This window comes from Tateyamaria sp. 7Alg 36 (assembly GCF_059882455.1).
Genome location: NZ_CM187613.1, coordinates 3,392,337 through 3,410,127 on the forward strand (window position 1 = coordinate 3,392,337; position 17,791 = coordinate 3,410,127).

The following is a 17,791-nucleotide window of genomic DNA, read 5'->3' on the forward strand; positions in this document are numbered from 1 at the left end:
CAGGACTGAAAGATCATTCACATGTTGAACAGACGTAGTTTTGTCGCTGCCGGTGGCGCAGCATTGCTTGCCGCCTGCGCGCGGCCCGTACCAGAGACCCCGACGCCTGCGGCGACGGCACCGGCCTATCCGCCGCTGCCGGACTTTTACCAAGCGGTCACCGACGAACCCTATCCGGTTCCTGCTGTGCCGGAAGGGACCGTTGCGCCGCATCTGTGGCGGCAGGAGGTCGCGAACCTGTGGCCGCACCACAAGCGCGGCACCATCGTGATCGACCCCGACGATGCGATGCTGCATTTCGTCGAATCCGAGGCGCGGGCGACGCGATACGGTGTCAGCGTTGGCGCTGCGGGATTTGCGTGGGAGGGGGCTGCGCGGCTTCAGTTTCGTCGCGCATGGCCGCGCTGGAACGTGCCGGAGGACACAATCAAAAGGAAGCCGGAACTGGAACCCTATTCGGTCGCAAACGGAGGGATGGACCCCGGTCCGGGCAATCCGATGGGCGCGCGGGCGCTGTATCTGTTCCAGAATGGCGTCGACACGCTGTATCGGGTGCATGGGGATGCTGCGCCGCGCGAACTGGGCAAGGCCGTGTCGTCAGGCTGTATCCGGATGCTTAATCAGGATGTGATCCACCTGCACAAACGGGCGATCCATGGCGCGTCGGTGATTGTTCTGCCGTCCATGAAGCCGCATGGCGTTGGGCCGCTGTACTAGCAGGGGCGGGGGGCAGGTGCGCGCACCTGTCCCGCTTATCTTAAGGCGACGTGTTGCGCATCTAGGGGATTGTCGGCGGGCGCGGCAGCGGTGATGCTGGGGCCATGGCATCTGAAACAGAGTTCTCCTTTGGCGCGCTGAGCGTTGCGGCACGGCAATAAGGGAAGTCGGGCCCAGCCCCGACATTTTCAGCTTATTGGCCGCGCCGCCTCAGTTCCCCGCGCTTTCCATCTTGCGGTGCGCGATGACGTCTTCCAGCCAGCCGAGTTTCATTTCGGGCACGGAACTTAGCAGCAGGTCAGTATAGTCGTCAAAGGGGGGTGTCAGCACTTCGGATTTGGTGCCGTAGCGTTGCACGCGGCCCTGATACATCACGGCGATACTGTCCGCGATGGCGCGCACTGTGGCCAGATCGTGGGTGATGAACAGGTAGGCCACGTCTTCGATTTTTTGCAGGTCAAGCAGCAGCTTGAGGATGCCGTCCGCGACCAGCGGGTCGAGGGCCGAGGTGACCTCGTCGCAGATGATCAGCTTGGGTTTGGCGGCGAGGGCGCGGGCGATGCACACGCGCTGTTTCTGCCCGCCGGACAGTTCGGCCGGATAGCGGTCCTGAAAGCCGCTGCCCAGTTCGATTTCGTCCAGAAGCTCTTGAATGCGTTTTTGTTTTTCCGCGCCGCGCAGGCCGAAGTAGAATTCGAGCGGGCGTCCGATGATCGTGCCGACGGTCTGGCGCGGGTTCATCGCCGTGTCCGCCATCTGGTAGATCATCTGCAGTTCGCGCAGGTCCTCGCGGCTGCGGGACGGCTGGTCGGGGGACAGGGTGCGGCCTGCGAAGTCGATTGTGCCCTCGCTCGGGGGCAGCAGCCCTGTGATGACGCGGGCGAGGGTGGATTTGCCCGAGCCGCTTTCGCCCACCACGGCGAGGGTCTGGCCCGCGCTGATATCGACGCTCACGTCATGCAGGACGTTGATCTTGGTGCCGGGATAGCGGGCGGTGATGTTGCGCACGCTTAGGATCGCTTCGGTCGGTTCCTTTTCCACATGTTTGATCGAACGGACCGAGACGAGCGCTTGGGTATATTCCTCTTGCGGGGAATTGATGATGTCGTCGGTGGTGCCGTATTCGACCATCTCGCCCTGACGCAGCACCATGATGTGGTCGCTGACCTGCGCCACCACGGCAAGGTCGTGTGTGATGTAAAGCGCGGCCACGCCGGTGTCGCGGATCGCGTCCTTGATGGCCTTCAGCACGTCGATCTGGGTGGTGACATCCAGCGCGGTGGTGGGTTCGTCAAAGACCACCAGATCGGGTTCGGGGCATAGCGCAAGGGCGGTCATGCAGCGTTGCAACTGCCCGCCGGAGACTTGGTGGGGATAGCGGTTGCCGATGGTTTCGGGGTCGGGCAGGCCGAGTTTGGTGAACAGGGCCACGGCGCGTGCTTCTGCGTCGGATTTGGAGAACTTACCCTGCAGTACGGCGGCTTCGATCACCTGCTCCATGATCCGTTTGGCCGGATTGAAGGAGGCGGCGGCGGACTGGGAAACATAGGTCACCTCGGCCCCGCGCAGGCGGCGCACATCGCGCGGGCCGGATTGCAGCACGTCGCGCCCGTTGATCGTGACAGTGCCGCCGGTCAGTTCGACGCCGCCGCGCCCGTAGGCCATGGTGGCAAGGCCGATGGTGGATTTGCCCGCACCGGATTCACCGATCAGGCCAAGCACCTTGCCCGCCTCGACGTCGAAGTCGACGCCGTGCACGATTTCGATCTCGTGCGGTTTCTCACCGGGGGGATAGACAGTCGCGCCGATCTTGAGCCCGCGGACCTGAAGCAGTGGTGTCGTCATGGTGCGGCCTGTTCTGCGCCGCCGTGTGCGCTGTTTGGCTGCGCCAAAGGCGCCCACCCGCCGACCCTGCGGCTTTTGCATATTTGTGGAACAATGAGGGTCATCCGCGTCCGCCTTTCAGGGATGTTGTGCGGTTCAGGATCCAGTCGGCGATGAGGTTCACGCTGATTGCCAGAGTGGCGATGGCGACAGCCGGATAGAGGGCCGCACCGATGCCGAAGTTGATCCCTTCTTTGTTCTCTTTCACGATGCCGCCCCAGTCGGCCAGCGGGGGCTGTACGCCGATGCCGAGGAAGGACAGGGTTGAGATGAAGAGGACCATGAAGATGAAGCGCAGCCCCATTTCCGCGACCAGCGGGGACAGGGCGTTTGGCAGGATTTCGCGGAAGATGATCCATGTGAGCTTTTCGCCGCGCAGGCGGGCGGCTTCGACGAAGTCCATGACCGAGATGTCCACAGCCACGGCGCGTGCGAGGCGGTAGACGCGGGTGGAGTCGAGCAGGCCCATGATGATCACCAGTGTGACAACCGTCGCCTCGATCGAGGACAGGATGACGAGAGCGAGGATCAGTGACGGGATGGACATGAAGAGATCAACAAGGCGGCTCATCACCTGATCGATCCAGCCACCCGAGACGGCGGCGATGAAGCCGAGCACCGCGCCGGTGGTGAAGCTGAGGATTGTGGCGAGGGTGGCGATCAGGATGGTGGTCTGCCCGCCGTAGATCATGCGGGTGAGAAGGTCGCGTCCGATCTGGTCCGTGCCCAGCCAGTGGCGCGACGAGGACGGCTCCCAGACGTCGCCCACGGCCTCTGCCATGCCGTAGGGGGCGATCACATCGGCAAAGATGGCGGCGAGGAAGTAGGTGGCGGTGATGATAAGGCCGATGGCGGCCGAGAGGGGGATGTTTTTCAGCATACGCTTTTACCTGGAATGGCGACCGGGGGCCTCCCCGCGCCTTGGGCGCCTGGAATGGCTGCCGGGTGCCTCCCCGCGCATGCTGGCGCATACGCTTGGTCGCACGCGTGGCATTTTTTCGGGGAAAAATACCACGTACTCATTTCGGGTGCCTCAGGCGTGGGTTGGCGAGGATGGACACCACGTCGGCCACGATGTTGAGGATGATGTAGACGGCGGCAAAGATCACGCCGCAGGCCAGCACCACCGGTACATCGCGTTTCACCACAGCATCGACGAGGTATTGGCCCATGCCGGGATAGGCGAACACCACTTCGACCACCACGACGCCGACAACCAGATAGGCGAGGTTGATCATCACCACGTTCACGATGGGGGCGATGGCGTTGGGGAAGGCGTGTTTGCGGATCACGGCGAATGTGGTCAAGCCTTTGAGTTCGGCGGTTTCCACATAGGCCGATTGCATCACGTTCAGGATCGCCGCACGCGTCATGCGCATCATATGGGCCAGCACCACCAGCGTCAGCACGGCCACGGGCAGTGCGATAGCGTAGAGTTGCGCGCTGAGCGGCATACCGGGGGAAACAGAAGCGAAAGAAGGGAAGGCAATCGGGTTCATGCCCAGCCAGCCCCAGATGCCCCATGTCATGCTTTGCACCGCAAAGAAGAAGATCAGCACATAGGCGATCATGAATTCGGGTAGCGAGATAGAGGCGAGGGTCACCCCCGAGATCAGCTTGTCCGGCCAGCGGTTCTGGAAGCGGACTGCGATCAGGCCCAGCAGGATGGCCAGAGGCACGGAAATAATAGCAGCCCAGAAGGCAAGGAACAGCGTGGCGGACATGCGCCGTGCGATCTGTTCTCCGATGGGCAGTTTGTTGGTCAGGGCCAGCCCCATGTCGCCCGTGAATATCCCGCCCAGCCATTCGACGTAGCGGACTAGGGCAGGGCGGTCCAATCCCATCTCGGCGCGCAGGTTCGCGAGGTTTTCAGGGGTCGCGGACTGGCCGAGGATCGCTTGGGCCGCATCTCCGGGGAGGATTTCGGTCAGGCCGAAGATCAGCGCGGATGCGGCGAGAAGGAGGAGGGCGCCCAGCGCAAGACGCTGGGCTACCAGTTTCAATATCGGATGCATTCTACCGACTTACGCTTTCCACGTGTACTTGGCCGTTTTCCAATACATTTGCGGGCCGTTCGGGTTTGCTTCCCAGCCTTTGACGCTGGTCGAGATCGCATCCACGAAGTCGTTGAACATCGGCACGATCAGGCCGCCTTCTTCGTTCAGCATACGACCCATGTTGGAATAGATTTCCTTGCGCTTGGCCTCGTCGATCTCGGCGCGGGCCTCAAGCAGCATGGCGTCGAAGTCTTCGCGTTTCCAGCGCGTGTCGTTCCAGTCGGCGGTCGACAGGTAGGCGGTGGTGTACATCTGGTCCTGCACAGGGCGACCGCCCCAGTAGGAACAGCAGAACGGTTGTACGTTCCAGACTTCGGACCAGTAGCCGTCGTTGGGCTCACGCTTGATTTCCAGCGGGATGCTGGCGGCTTGGGCTGATTGCTGGAACAGAGCAGCGGCATCGACGGCACCGGGGAAGGCGCCATCGGCGGTGCGCAGGATGATGGGCGATCCGTCATGGCCGGAGTTCTTGTAGTGCTCGGCCGCTTTTTCGAGGTCGAATTCGCGCTGCGGGATGGTGGCGTCGAACAGCGGGTAGGCCGCGTTGATCGGCATGTCGTTCCCGATCGAGCCGTAGCCTTGCAGGATTTTCTCGACCATTTCCTCGCGGTTGAGGGCGTGTTTCAGCGCCAGACGCAATTCGTTGTTGTCGAACGGCGCGGTGTCGGTATGCGCGATGAACACATAGTGGCCACGGCCTGCGGTGGACAGTACCTCGATTGTGGGGGCGCGGTCGAGCAGTTTGGCGATCTTGGGTTCGACGCGGTTGATCGCATCGACCTGACCCGATTGCAGGGCGGCTGTGCGCGCCGTTGCATCGTTCAGAACGATGATTTCGACTGTGTCGTAGTGGGCCACGGTGGCCTGATCGCCGCCCCAGTAATCGTCGCGGCGCTGGAAAACCATACGCACGCCCGGTTCGTCGCTTTCCAGCGTGTAGGGGCCGGTGCCGATGGCGGCTGTGGGGTCGTCAAACCCGCCGTTCGGCTGGATGATCAGGTGGTAGTCGGCCAAGAGGTAGGGCAGGTCGGCGTTGCCGACGCTCAGCTTGACTTCAAACACGTCGCCATCGGTGCGCATCGACTCGATGCCCTGCACGATGCCGAGGGCGCCGGATTTGGAATCTTCGTTCGAGTGACGCTCCATCGTTTTCATGACATCTTCGGCTGTGACGGTCTGTCCGTTGGAGAACATCACATCGGGGCGCACCTTGAAGCGCCACACTGTGGCGTCTTCGGAGCCTTCCCAGCTTTCCGCGACGAGGCCTTTGAGGCTGCCGTCGGCGTTCAGTTCGACCAGAGGTTCACCCCAGCAGAAACCGCCCGCCAAAGGCACATCGGAGGCCCAGGAGGCGGGGTCTTGGCTGTTGGTGGACTCGCCGCCTTGGATGCCCATCTTGAACGTGCCGCCCGCGACGGGCGTTGCATGGGCGTCGGCGCGCGCTGCATTGGCAAGGAAAGACGAGGCAAAGGCCGCGCTGACACCAAGTGCCGCAGCACGGCTCATGAATTCACGGCGCGTCATCGCACCTGCCGTCACGCGTGCGGACAGCGTTTCGAGTTCGTTCGACATTCAGGTTCTCCCGTTGGATCGTATCCGCCTCTGCTGGGCGGCTGGTTTTGAGTATGCGCCAAAGGGTAAGCATTTGAAGCTAGGTAGCAAGCGCTAATAGCCGTGGACCTGATCCGCCGCGCGGGCTATGAGAGCAGGTTTCAGATCGGGCCGCGTTCGATTTTATCAGTGATATGGCGGTCATAGATGCGCACATCGTTTTCGAAGGCCTCGATCGAGGCGGTGAGGTGGAAGTGGGTGGCGTCCGACCACATTTCGCAGCGCGCCTCGGTGCGCAGCCTGATATCGTCACGCTCGATCTCGTCCGTCCAGTGGCAGGTACCGCGGGCCGACAGCGGGTCATCCGGGTGGATGTCCCAGCGTTCGCGGGCAACGGAACCGCCGATCAATCCGTGGTCAAGGTCGCGGACTTTGCCGAAATCATCCTCGATCACAAGTGATGTGATGCCGGTGACCATATCGGTTTCCTGACGGCGTTGGTGCGCTTCGGGGCGCAATTCTTCGGTCTGCCACGGGGCGGCGGCGTCGGGGGGCGGAAAGGCCCAGCCATCCGCACTAACCAAGGTTTCGCAGTCCAGCGTGCCGCCTGTCAGCGTCAGGGTGGCGGTTGTTGGCGTGGGCCAGACCAGCGGCCAGTAGGCCGACGATACCGACAGCCGCACCTTGTGGCCCGTTGGCACGCGATAAGCGATGTGATCGAGGGTAAAGGCGATTTCCTCGGCCTGCCCCGGCACAAGGGGGCGGCCCAGATGGGTGGCAAGGTTCAGCACGCCATAGGTGATGCGCGTCGATGCGCCGTCGGGGTGGATGTGGTTCAGCCGCACGGCGATCTGCGCAACGGGTTGGTCCGAGGAGAGCGTGAGGCGCACTTCGGGCGCGCCAAGGATGGCGGTGTCTTCCTCCAGCGGGGCGCTGTCAAAGCACAGGCTGCGCCCGTCATCGCCGCGCTGATCCCCCGGCATTTCGGGGCCGAGCCAGATGGCGCAATATTCGCCCGATCCTGCGCCGGTGTCATGGGGCGAGCGCACGATGGCATTCAACGGTGCGGGCGCATCGCCCAGCCCGTCAGGCCGCAAATGCCAGCGCCGCGTGCGCGTATCCGGATCGGACAGCCATTGCCCGCTGCGTTCCGTATACCACGTGGCAGGGCGCACGCCGTCCATCAGATAGGTGCGCATGTCGGGGTCATCCTGCACGCCCGTGTCGATCCCTTTAAGCCATTTGTCCCACCAGCGTAGCGCTTCCTGCAGGAAGCCGATGCGGGGTTCGGGGACAGCAAAATGGGGGTACTTGTGGACCCACGGCCCGATGATCCCTTTGGCCCCGTCGATATTGGCCACAGCACGCGGCACGGTGTTCTTATAGGCGTCACCCCACCCGCCGATGGCCAGAACGCGGGCCTTGATGCTGGCGTAATCCTCGCAGACCGACCCGTGCTTCCAATAGGCATCCCGCGTCTGATGGCGCAGCCAGACCGAGGGCAGGAAAGGCTCTGCCTCAAGCCGCTCGAGCCACATCTCGCGCCAGTCGGGGCGCAGGGCGGGGTCGGGCGCACGGGAGGAATAGCTCCACATCGTGGCGCCCCAGCCGAGGTTTTCGTTCAGCAGGCAGCCGCCCTTGTAATGGATGTCATCGGCAAAGCGGTCCACGGTCGAACAAAGCGTGATGATTGCCTTGAGCGGATCGGGTGCCATGCCCGCCACCTGAAGCGCGTTGAACCCGCCCCAGCTGATCCCCATCATGCCCACATTGCCGTTGCACCACGGCTGGGCGGCGACCCAATTGATCACCTCCACCGCGTCATCGAGTTCCTGTTGAGTGTATTCGTCTTCCATCAGCCCGTGGCTGTCGCCATTCCCGCGCATGTCCACCCGCAGGCAGGCATAGCCGCGCGCCGCGAAATAGGGATGGGTCAGCGCGTCACGTGCACAGGTGCCGTCGCGCTTGCGATAGGGCAGGTGTTCGATGATGGCGGCCACCGGATCGTCCCCTGCATCCACGGGGCGCCACATACGGACGGACAGGCGCGTGCCATCGGACATGGTGATGCCCAGATCGGCGGTTTCCTCGACCTTGCGTAGGGCGTTCTTCATATCCGATTGCGGGTCGGGTGGGGGCATGTCCATCAGTTGTCCTTAGTCTTTGATAGCGACCAGCAGGTCCGCGACATTTGTTCCGGTGGGGCCAGAGATGACCAGCGCACCGCGTTCCTTGAGCCATGGGTAGGCATCGGCGCGGGCCAGCGCGTCGTCCGCGCCATCGGCCCATGTTTGCCCGTCGATCATCGCCCCTGCGGCATCTGTGGGGCCGTCTGTCCCGTCGGTGCCCGCCACGATAAGGCGCAGGCCTGTGGTGCCAGCGATCTCGCGAGCGAGGAGCAGCGCAAGCGCCATATTGCGCCCTCCCTTGCCTGGATTGGGGGGCAGAACGGTGACAGGCTCCCCGCCCAGAATGGTTAGGCCAGCGGGGGTGCTTTTCAGTTGTGTGGCGATTTTGGGGGCGAGGTCGGCGATGTCGCCATACAGGGTTTCGTCGTTCGCGCGCACGGGCAGGGGGCCTGCCGCCGCCGCGACGGCATCGCGAGCAATAGTGTTGCTGGCGACGATATGGGGGTGAAAGTCGAAATCGGGTGTTTCAGGCGCATCCCCGATGCCCGAGCCGATGGTCGCCAGCGCGTCGCCTTCCACATCCGACAGGGCAAGGGTGGTGACACGCGCACCGCCGAAACCGGCCAGCAGTTTGCCGCCCTTGATCTGGGATCGGGCGGTGCGGTGCTTGTTCATTTCGCCGATGGTCGCACCCGAGGCGAGCATTTCATTCGTGCTTCGCATCAGGTCATCAAGGGTCAGTCCCGCCTCCGGCACCTCGGCCAAAGCGGACGCCCCGCCCGACACGAGCATCAGCAAATGCGAATCACTTTTGCAGGCCGCGACACGGTCGATCAGCGCCTTTCCGGCGGCCAAAGAGGCCCCATCCGGCACCGGATGGGCGGCTTCGATCAGGGTTGCGTGGTCTGGCGCGCCCTCTGCGTGGTGATATTTGGTGACGATCAGACAGGTCGCGTCGGGCCAGTGTTCGGCAGCCGCACCGGCCATCGCAACTGCCGCCTTGCCGACTGCGATAATGTGGTCGGGTTTTTGCACCAGACCATTCGCATGCGCACGGTGGACTGCATTATCCCCACGTACAGCGTCGACACCTTTTTGCCATAGTGTCATTAAATCTGACTGCGTATTCATGAATATTCCCTTGCTGTGCAGGCATTTGAATAGCCGCAAAAATGACACATTTTCAGTGCTCTTGAGCGCCAAATCGTGGACGCGAGTAAAAAAGTGTCTAGCTCTTGATTCGCTCTTCGGCTATATCATGGGGCATAAATATTGGTCAGCACGGCGAATAATGCCGGCGACAGGTTAACAAAATGGCACGCGAAAAAGCGGCCTGAGGCGAGAGTGGTGGTGTTATGAAGGCGATTGATTTCGTCGTCCGCGATGGTGCGGGCGCATTGCAGCGTGGCGTGGTCCCTGCTGATGGGGATGCAACGGTTACGCTGACAAGCGGACAGGAAATTTCATTCAACGTTCGACAGATCGACCTCGCCGGACAGCGGCGTATGGGCGAAGATCTTGTGATTACGCTGGTCGACGGGCGCACGATCACCCTCGAAAACTATTTCAACGATGTGGGCGAAACCAACCGCCTGTTCGTATCCGCCGACGGATACCTGAACGAGGTTGCTTTTGTCGAAACCACTGACGGTGAGCTTTACGCCCAGTTCGGTCCAACCGAACAGTGGGGCAAGTGGAGCCCGTCTGACGACCTGATCTATCTGGGGCGCACAGAGATTGCCAATGCGGGCAATATTGGTCTGGGCGGCGTTGGCGACGATCAGGAAGTGTCGATGCTGGGCGCGGCCCTGTTGGGCGGCAGCGGGCTGGTGGGTGCCGGTGCGGCAGGGGCAGCGGCCATCGGTGGCGCGGCGCTGATCGGCGGCGGTGGCGGCGGTGGTGGAGGCGCGGGCGAAGGCCCCGCGGCGCCAGCGGTCAATTCGGTCGGCACATCCACGAATGTGGGCGGCGACGATACCACGACCCACGGTTTCGAAGTCTCCGGCACGGGTGAGCCTGGCGATACCGTCCTCGTGACGGCTGGGGATCAAACGCAGACAACGACAATCGGCGAAGACGGTACATGGTCCGTTACATTCTCCGGCGACACGCTTCCTTCTGACGGGACGGTCGAAACATCTGTCCTGTTCACTCATCAGGGTGGCGGTGAATCCACGCTCGTGGGTCCGGAATTCATCATCGACACCGTCGGTCCCGAAGTTGCCTTTACCACCGGTGTGGGCAGCGTGGGCCATGTGGTCAACGGCGACGAGATGTCGGGCGGCGTGACCCTGACAGGCACCGGCGAAGCAGGCGCGACGCTGGAAATCACCATTCAGGACGTGACACGCACCGTCACCGTGTCCGAAGGCGGCACTTGGTCCGCCACATGGCAAAGCGGCACGCTGACTGCCGGTGAATATACCGAAGGCGTAACGATTGTTGCGCGCGATAGCTTTGGCAACTCGACCACCATTTCCGACACGCTGGTTGTGGACACGGTGACCGAGATCGCCATGGACCTCACCACAATCGAGGGCGACGGCACGATCAACGCAGCCGAAGCCGCCGATGGCGTAACCCTGACAGGCAGCGCACAGCCCGGATCGACTGTTGAAGTGACCTTTAACGGCATCACGCGCACAGCGACGGTTGATGGTTCTGGCAACTGGTCGGCCAGCTATCTGGCGACGGAAATGCCTTCGGGCGAGACAACGGCGACTGTTACTGCCGTGGCAACGGATGCCGCTGGCAACACCGCCACAGCGAATGGCACCGTCGACATCGACACTTTGGTGAATGCGCTTGGGTTTACCTCGACCGCAGGCGGGGCGGATGGCGTGATCAACGCGACTGAATCCACCTCTGGCCTTGTTGTCACCGGCATTGCCGAGGCAGGGTCGACCGTGGTTGTGACCATGGGCGGGGCCACGTCCACAGCCGTTGTGGCGCCGAACGGGTCGTGGACCGCGACCTTTGCCAGCAGCGATATCGCCCCTGGCACCTACAGCACACAGATGACGGCGACGGCGACAGATGCGGCGGGCAACACCCGCAGCGTCAACCAGACCGTCAACGTCGATACCGAGGCGGGGCTTCTGACCATTGCAGGCCCGATCGAAGGCGATGACATCATCAACTATGCCGAGGCCAGCGATGGCGTGATGCTGACAGGCAACGCCGATCCGGGCGCGCTGGTCAGTGTGACCATGAACGGTGTGACCCATCAGGCGGTCGCCAACGGTGCGGGCGTCTGGCAGGCCTATTACAGCAGCAACGAAATCGTGCCTGGCACCTATGATGCGCAGATCACCGCCACGACCACCGATGCGGCAGGCAACACGGCCACGGCAAGCGATACGGTCCATGTGGACACACGCGTTGACAACCTGTCGGTTGCGGCGGACGTGATCGAGACGGACAACATCATCTCGGGGGCGGAACGCTCTGACGGCGTGGTGCTGACCGGCACCACGGAACCCGGATCGAGCGTGATGGTCACGCTGGGCACTGTCACTGTGCAGGCCATCGTGGACGCAGACGGCAACTGGACCGCGCCATTCGCGCGCGATCAGGTGCCAGAGGGCGAATACACCACCGATGTCACCGTTTCGGCCACAGACCGTGCGGGCAACGTTGCAACCGTGACTGACACAGTGCGCGTCGACACGCTGGTCAACCAGCTCGACATTCAGGACAAGGTGACGTCCGACGATGTGATCAACGGCGCCGAAGCACGCGAGGGGATTTCCCTAGGCGGGCGGGTTGAAGCCGGTTCGACCGTCATGGTCGACTTCAACGGCACCGTGATGCCAGCAGTTGTGGATGCGGCGGGCAACTGGTCGCTGGAAATTCCACCATCGGCCATCGCAAGCGGCACCTATGATGCGGAAATCACCGTGATGGCGACCGATCCGGTCGGCAACACCGATACGATCAGCGACACGCTGAGCATCGACACCGATGCGCCAAGCGGCCCTGTCATCGCCAGCCTGACACGGGCGGGTGACGGTATCCGTGGCATCACAACCGAACTGAGCGATGGTGATCTGACGGTCTCTGAAGTGTCGGCAGACGGGTCGATCACTGCCGTGGCAGGGCGCAAGTCCGTGGACGCCGAGTTCAACGAGGTCGACTTCCGCTTTGGCGAGAACGTACCGGACGGTTCGCACCTGATCGTGAACTCGACCGACACGCCGGGCAACACGAGCGGCACCTATGTGGTTCTGGATGACGAAAGCGCAGGCACGGTCACAGACCTGTCCAACCCCGCGCTTGGCAACTACCAGATCGAGGCGGTGGACCTGCAATTCGCGGAAGAGGCGAACTTGTCCATCACCGAGGCGCAACTGCTGGGTCTGTCAGATGCCACCAACACGCTGACCATCCATGGCGGCGCGGACGACACGGTGACCATCGCAGGCGCGACGCGCACCGGATCGAAAATGGTGGGCGATCAAAACTACCACGTCTATTCGCTGGGCGCCGAGGGCACGGTCATTCTTGATGATGACATCACCGTCAACACTGCCATCGGCTAAGGCACCGAAAAACTTCGTAAATTCACTGGGAACAGTCCTAAGGATTACAGGAACGAACACTCCAGAATGACAAGAGGCGCGGACCGGCACTGCCGCAATCGCGCCCGTCCTCACAACGATAAAAACCCGAAACGGGAACCGATCATGGGGCAAGGTGGTATCAAGGGCGCGGCGCTGTTTTTCGCAATTTCGCTTCAGGCGGGGTGCATGGGCAGCATGGGGGACATCCCGTTTGTGTCGCGGATGAACACGGGGGCGGACACGGCAGTGTCCCCGCCGGTATCGGACGCGGCGCTGCTGGCGACACCAACGAAAAACGACGAAACGCTGAACAGTGACAGCGCGGTCATTCAGGGGCTTCTGGGGCGCAGCAGCGTGTTGCCCGCAGGCAGCGCCTATGAGCGTGTGACCACGGCTGTTCTGGCGGCCAATGCGCGTGCCGCTGAAACCGAATTGCGCGCGGCGCGGCTGCGGGCCGAGGCGGCTTCGAAAAACTGGCTGCCGACCATCGGGCCGAACATCTCGCTTACCTCGCTGGGGGACATCGTCACGCAGATCGTGGTGGATCAGGTGATTTTCGACAATGGCCGCAAGAAAGGCGAACGCGCCTTTGCCAAGGCCGATGTGGAGGTTGCCGCCGTTGCGCTGGCAGAGGATACCAATGACCGCGTGGCAACGGGGCTGGGTCTGTACCTGACCGCCGCCGAAGGACGCGAAGCCGCGCAACTGCACCGCGAGACCCTGCGCGAGATCGAACATTTCGAATATATCATGTCCGAGCGTGTGCGCGGCGGGGTGTCGGACATGTCCGACCTCAACGTGATCCGCCAGAAGACCGCCGAAATCCGCGCCGCCATTGCCGCGAGCGAGGAATCCGCGGCGACGGCGCTGTCGGAACTGAACGCGATGGCAATTGGCCCGCTCAATGACGTGCGCGGAGTGCAAACGCTGAACATCAGCGCCTCGGCAGCCCAACCGCTGGTGGTGACACGCGCCCATGCCGAAAAAGAACGGATGATCGCCCAAGCACAGATCGACCGCGCAGACCAACTGCCCGGGATCAGCGCGCAGGCCACCATTGGCGAAAACAGCGGCGCAGGCATTACCGCAGGCGGCACCGGTATCGGCTTTGGCACCAGCGCGTCGCTCAAGGCGATTGCCGCCGCGAAAGAGGCCGCAGGCCGCGTGGTGGCCCAAGCGGACGAGGACGCGAACCGGTCCTTGCGCAAGCTGGAAGGCCAAGTGGCCGCCACATCGCGCCAAGCCGCCGAAGCGCGCACCCTGACCGCGCAAGCCAAATCCAATCTGGACCTGTTTCAGGACCAGTACGAAGCAGGCCGGCGCCCCGTCATGGATGTGGTCGGCGTTTATGAGACATTCGCCGCCCGTCAGGCCAGCGAAGTCACCCTGAAATACGACGCCTTGCGATTGCAGGTCGAACTCGCCCGTGTGCAGGGCGTACTGGCGGACGGAGACCAGATTTGACCCAGAAGACGCCTTTTACGTTAACGATTATGAACGGCACCCGCGCCAAGATCAGCGCGGGCAGTGACGCCAGTGCGCCCAGCATGCAGGCGGATAATGCCAACCATTTCGATGACCGTCTGCTGGCGCGGGCGGACCTGTCTGTGGCTTATGCCGGCATCCTCGGGGTGAACATGTCGCGCACCGACGTGCACCAGTCGCTGCGCCAGTCGACCTCGCCCAAGGCGTCCGCCACGGTCGAGGCCAATGCCATCGCGGCGGGGTTGCAGGCGGCGGGGCTGATCGCCTCGGTCGCGCCGGTCAAGCGGATTTCGCCCGACCAGTGGCCCGCGCTGGCCTATATGACCAGCGGTCAGGTGGTGCTGGTGCTGGGCCAGTCGCGTGGCGATCTGGTAATTTATGACAAGACCTGCCCCGACAACCGCGCCCATGTTCCGATCAAGGAATTCGCGCCGTTCTTTGCTGGTATGGTCGTGCGCGCCGAAGCGCCCCTTGCCACAGTGGCGCGTACCCACAAGACCCAAAGCAAACCGGCCCACTGGTTCTGGGGTGAATTCCACCGCTTTCGACGCGCTTTGGCGGAAATCGCGCTTGGCTCGTTCGTGGCGAACCTGCTGGCGGTGGCCGTGGCGCTGTTTTCCTTGCAGGTCTATGACCGCGTGATCCCGCACCAGTCTGAGGCGACGTTGTGGGTGCTGGCCATTGGCGCGTGCCTTGCGCTGGTGATGGAGGCGTTCCTGAAAGTCGCCCGTGCGCGTCTGATGGACGGGGCAGGGCGGCAGATCGAGTTGAGCGTGCTGTCGCTGCTGATGCAGCGCGTGATGGGCATGCGCAGTGATCTGCGCGGGCAGTCGCCGTCGATGACATTCTCGGCCATGCGCGAATTCGGGTCGGTGCGTGAATTCTTTACCGCCTCGACCATCGGCACCATTGCCGACATTCCGTTCATCTTTGTGTTCCTGCTGCTGGTTGCCTCGATCGCGGGGCCGGTGGTGTGGGTTCTGCTGCTGGGCGGTATCCTGATGGTGGTGCCGGGCTTTTTCATGCAGAAAAAGATGCTGCGCCTGACGCAGGAAACCCAAGGCGCGTCGGCCAAATCCTCGCGCCTGCTGCACGAGGCCATTTTCGAGCGCGACACGGTCAAGACCCAGCGTGCCGAAGACCGCGTGATGCGCCTGTGGCAAGAACTGACGACGCTGAGCGCGATGAAATCCTCCGAACAGCGCCGCCTTGCCTCGGTGTTGACCTTCTGGTCGCAGGGGATGCAGCAGATGACCTATGTGGCCGCTGTGATCGCGGGCACCTATCTGGTTTTTGCGGGGCAGTTCACGGTGGGGTCAATCATCGCTGTGGGTATCCTGACCTCGCGCACGTTGGCACCGCTGACGCAACTGGCGGGCACCATGGCCCGTTGGGGCAACGTCAAGGCCGCGCTGGACGGGTTGGACGCGATTGCCGAGGCACCGCAAGACACAATGCCCGACCGCACCTATCTGCGCCGCGACGCACTGCGCGGGCATTTCGAACTGCGCGAAGTGCAGTTCCAATACGAAGAAGACGGTGCGCCGACGCTGGATATTCCGGCCGTCCAGATCATGCCGGGCCAGCGGGTTGCGGTGCTGGGCAGCAACGGGGCGGGCAAGTCCTCACTGTTGAAAATCCTGTCGGGCGTGTACGCGCCCACCAAGGGTCGCGTGCTGATCGACGGCACGGATATGAGCCAGATCGAACCGCGCGACCTGCGCCGTCTGGTCGGCTATCTGGGGCAGGACGTGCGGCTGTTCTCGGGCACTCTGCGCGACAACTTGAACCTGACCATGCTGGAACGCGACGACAACCGTCTGATGCAGGCGCTGGATTTCGCGGGCTTGGGGCCGTTTGTAAAAGCGCACCACAAGGGGCTGGATCTGGAAATTTTGGACGGCGGGCAGGGGCTTAGCATCGGGCAGCGCCAGTCCATCGGCTGGGCGCGCCTGTGGTTGCAGGATCCGTCCATCTGCCTGCTGGATGAACCGACCGCCGCGCTGGACCAGACGCTTGAGACGACACTGGTCAAGCGGCTTGAAACATGGATGCAGGGGCGCACCGCGATCATTGCAACGCACCGCGTGCCGATCCTGAGCCTGACCAACCGCACCCTTATCCTGCAAAACGGGCGCATGACCGTGGATGGCCCGCAGGATCAGGTGCTGGCGCATCTGAACAAATCCGTGCCACTGCGGGGTAAGATCGCATGACCATGGCCCCCACAGGACTGAGTGGCCAGCTTGAGGCCGATCTGCGCGGCCCGTCCCTTGTCATCTGGCTGTGCGGCGGCGCGGTGCTGGTCTTTCTGATCTGGGCCGCCTTTGCGTGGGTGGATGAAATCGTGCGCGGGCAGGGCGAAATGATCTCTTCCTCGCGCCCGCAGATCATCCAGAACCTTGAAGGGGGCATTCTGGCCGAACTGCTGGTGGCCGAGGGCGATATTGTCGAACGCGGCGATGTGCTGGCCCGTTTGCAGGCAACCCAGTTCCAAAGTCAGGCGGACGATCTGAACAGCCAGATCACGGCGCTGGCCGTGCGTCAGCTGCGTCTTGAGGCGGAACTGGCGGGGCAGTTCGACTTTCAGGTGCCCGCCAGCATGAACGCCAAGATGAAGGGCATGATTGCTAGTGAACGCGCGTTGCTGAATGCGCGCCAGACCGACTACCTCAGCCGCCGCGAGGGCGCGCAGCGGGTGCTGGACGAGGCAGCCAAGGAACGGGCGCTGCTTGAGGATTTGCTGGACCGCAAGATCGTGGCGCTGATCGAAGTAACCCGTGCGCGCAAGGCCCATGCGGATGCGCGGATCAAGCTGGACGAAATCCTGACCAAGACCGAACTGGAACGCGCGCAGGCCTATTCCGACACGCTCAAGGAACTAGCGACCCTGCGCCAGAACCAGAAGGCCGCGCAGGACCAGTTGAACCGCACAGTGCTGGTCAGCCCCATGCGCGGCATCGTCAACAATCTGTCCGTCACCACCATCGGCGGTGTCGTCCGCCCGGGTGAGGAAATCCTCCAGATCATTCCGCTGGACGAGGAGTTGTTCGTCGAGGCGCGTGTGTCGCCCAAGGACATCGCGGGCGTCCGCCCCGGACAGGATGCGACGATCAAGCTGAGCGCCTATGACTACACGATCTACGGATCGCTGAAGGGCAAGGTAAAGCTGATCTCGGCAGACACATTCAAAGACGAACGCAAGCCGGATGGGGATGCCCATTACAAGGTGACCCTGCGCGTCGATACCCAAGACCTGAGCGAGCGCCAGCGCAGCATTGCCATGCGTCCGGGTATGCAGGCCGAGGTGGAGTTGCACACGGGGTCGAAGACCGTGCTGCAATACCTGCTCAAGCCGCTCTATAAATCGCAGGAAGCCTTCCGCGAGCCTTAAGAGACGGGCGGC

11 protein-coding genes are annotated in these 17,791 nt (G+C 62.8%); 5 read left to right on the forward strand and 6 right to left on the reverse strand.

Annotation, left to right across the window (positions count from 1 at the left end):
• Positions 1–21 precede the first annotated feature (21 nt).
• Positions 22–717: a L,D-transpeptidase gene (locus AC6GQJ_RS16535; protein ID WP_500770236.1), complete on the forward strand. Its 696-nt coding sequence runs from the start codon at positions 22–24 to the stop codon at positions 715–717.
• Positions 718–927: 210 nt separating this feature from the next.
• On the opposite strand, the gene AC6GQJ_RS16540 is transcribed toward AC6GQJ_RS16535, so the two are convergent.
• The 6 genes from AC6GQJ_RS16540 to AC6GQJ_RS16565 all read right to left on the reverse strand — a co-directional run bounded on the left by AC6GQJ_RS16540 (position 928) and on the right by AC6GQJ_RS16565 (position 9,469).
• Positions 928–2,562, reverse strand: coding sequence for an ABC transporter ATP-binding protein (locus AC6GQJ_RS16540; protein WP_500770238.1), 1,635 nt, complete (start codon positions 2,560–2,562; stop codon positions 928–930).
• A gap of 100 nt (positions 2,563–2,662) precedes the next feature.
• Positions 2,663–3,478, reverse strand: coding sequence for an ABC transporter permease (locus AC6GQJ_RS16545; RefSeq protein ID WP_500773966.1), 816 nt, complete (start codon positions 3,476–3,478; stop codon positions 2,663–2,665).
• A gap of 142 nt (positions 3,479–3,620) precedes the next feature.
• Positions 3,621–4,616 (reverse strand): ABC transporter permease, encoded by a 996-nt coding sequence (locus tag AC6GQJ_RS16550; RefSeq protein WP_500770240.1) that lies wholly within the window; start codon positions 4,614–4,616, stop codon positions 3,621–3,623.
• Between the two features lie 9 nt (positions 4,617–4,625).
• On the reverse strand, positions 4,626–6,230 hold the full coding sequence (locus AC6GQJ_RS16555; protein WP_500770242.1) for an ABC transporter substrate-binding protein: 1,605 nt from the start codon (positions 6,228–6,230) through the stop codon (positions 4,626–4,628).
• A gap of 140 nt (positions 6,231–6,370) precedes the next feature.
• On the reverse strand, positions 6,371–8,356 hold the full coding sequence (locus tag AC6GQJ_RS16560) for a CocE/NonD family hydrolase (RefSeq protein ID WP_500770244.1): 1,986 nt from the start codon (positions 8,354–8,356) through the stop codon (positions 6,371–6,373).
• Positions 8,357–8,365: 9 nt separating this feature from the next.
• Positions 8,366–9,469 carry a DUF4147 domain-containing protein gene (locus AC6GQJ_RS16565; RefSeq protein WP_500770246.1) on the reverse strand — a complete coding sequence of 368 codons (1,104 nt, stop codon included), beginning with the start codon at positions 9,467–9,469 and terminating at the stop codon, positions 8,366–8,368.
• Positions 9,470–9,693: 224 nt separating this feature from the next.
• Between AC6GQJ_RS16565 and AC6GQJ_RS16570 the strand changes: the two genes are divergently transcribed.
• From AC6GQJ_RS16570 to AC6GQJ_RS16585, 4 genes are all read left to right on the forward strand, one after another.
• The gene (locus AC6GQJ_RS16570) at positions 9,694–12,879 is read left to right on the forward strand and encodes an Ig-like domain-containing protein (RefSeq protein ID WP_500770248.1); all 3,186 of its coding nucleotides are present in this window, start codon (positions 9,694–9,696) and stop codon (positions 12,877–12,879) included.
• Between the two features lie 144 nt (positions 12,880–13,023).
• The gene (locus AC6GQJ_RS16575) at positions 13,024–14,364 is read left to right on the forward strand and encodes a TolC family protein (protein WP_500770250.1); all 1,341 of its coding nucleotides are present in this window, start codon (positions 13,024–13,026) and stop codon (positions 14,362–14,364) included.
• Positions 14,361–16,601 (forward strand): ATP-binding cassette domain-containing protein, encoded by a 2,241-nt coding sequence (locus tag AC6GQJ_RS16580; protein WP_500770252.1) that lies wholly within the window; start codon positions 14,361–14,363, stop codon positions 16,599–16,601. Before AC6GQJ_RS16575 ends, AC6GQJ_RS16580 begins: the two co-directional genes overlap by 4 nt.
• The gene (locus AC6GQJ_RS16585; RefSeq protein WP_500770254.1) at positions 16,598–17,779 is read left to right on the forward strand and encodes an HlyD family type I secretion periplasmic adaptor subunit; all 1,182 of its coding nucleotides are present in this window, start codon (positions 16,598–16,600) and stop codon (positions 17,777–17,779) included. Before AC6GQJ_RS16580 ends, AC6GQJ_RS16585 begins: the two co-directional genes overlap by 4 nt.
• The last annotated feature ends 12 nt before the right edge of the window (positions 17,780–17,791 follow it).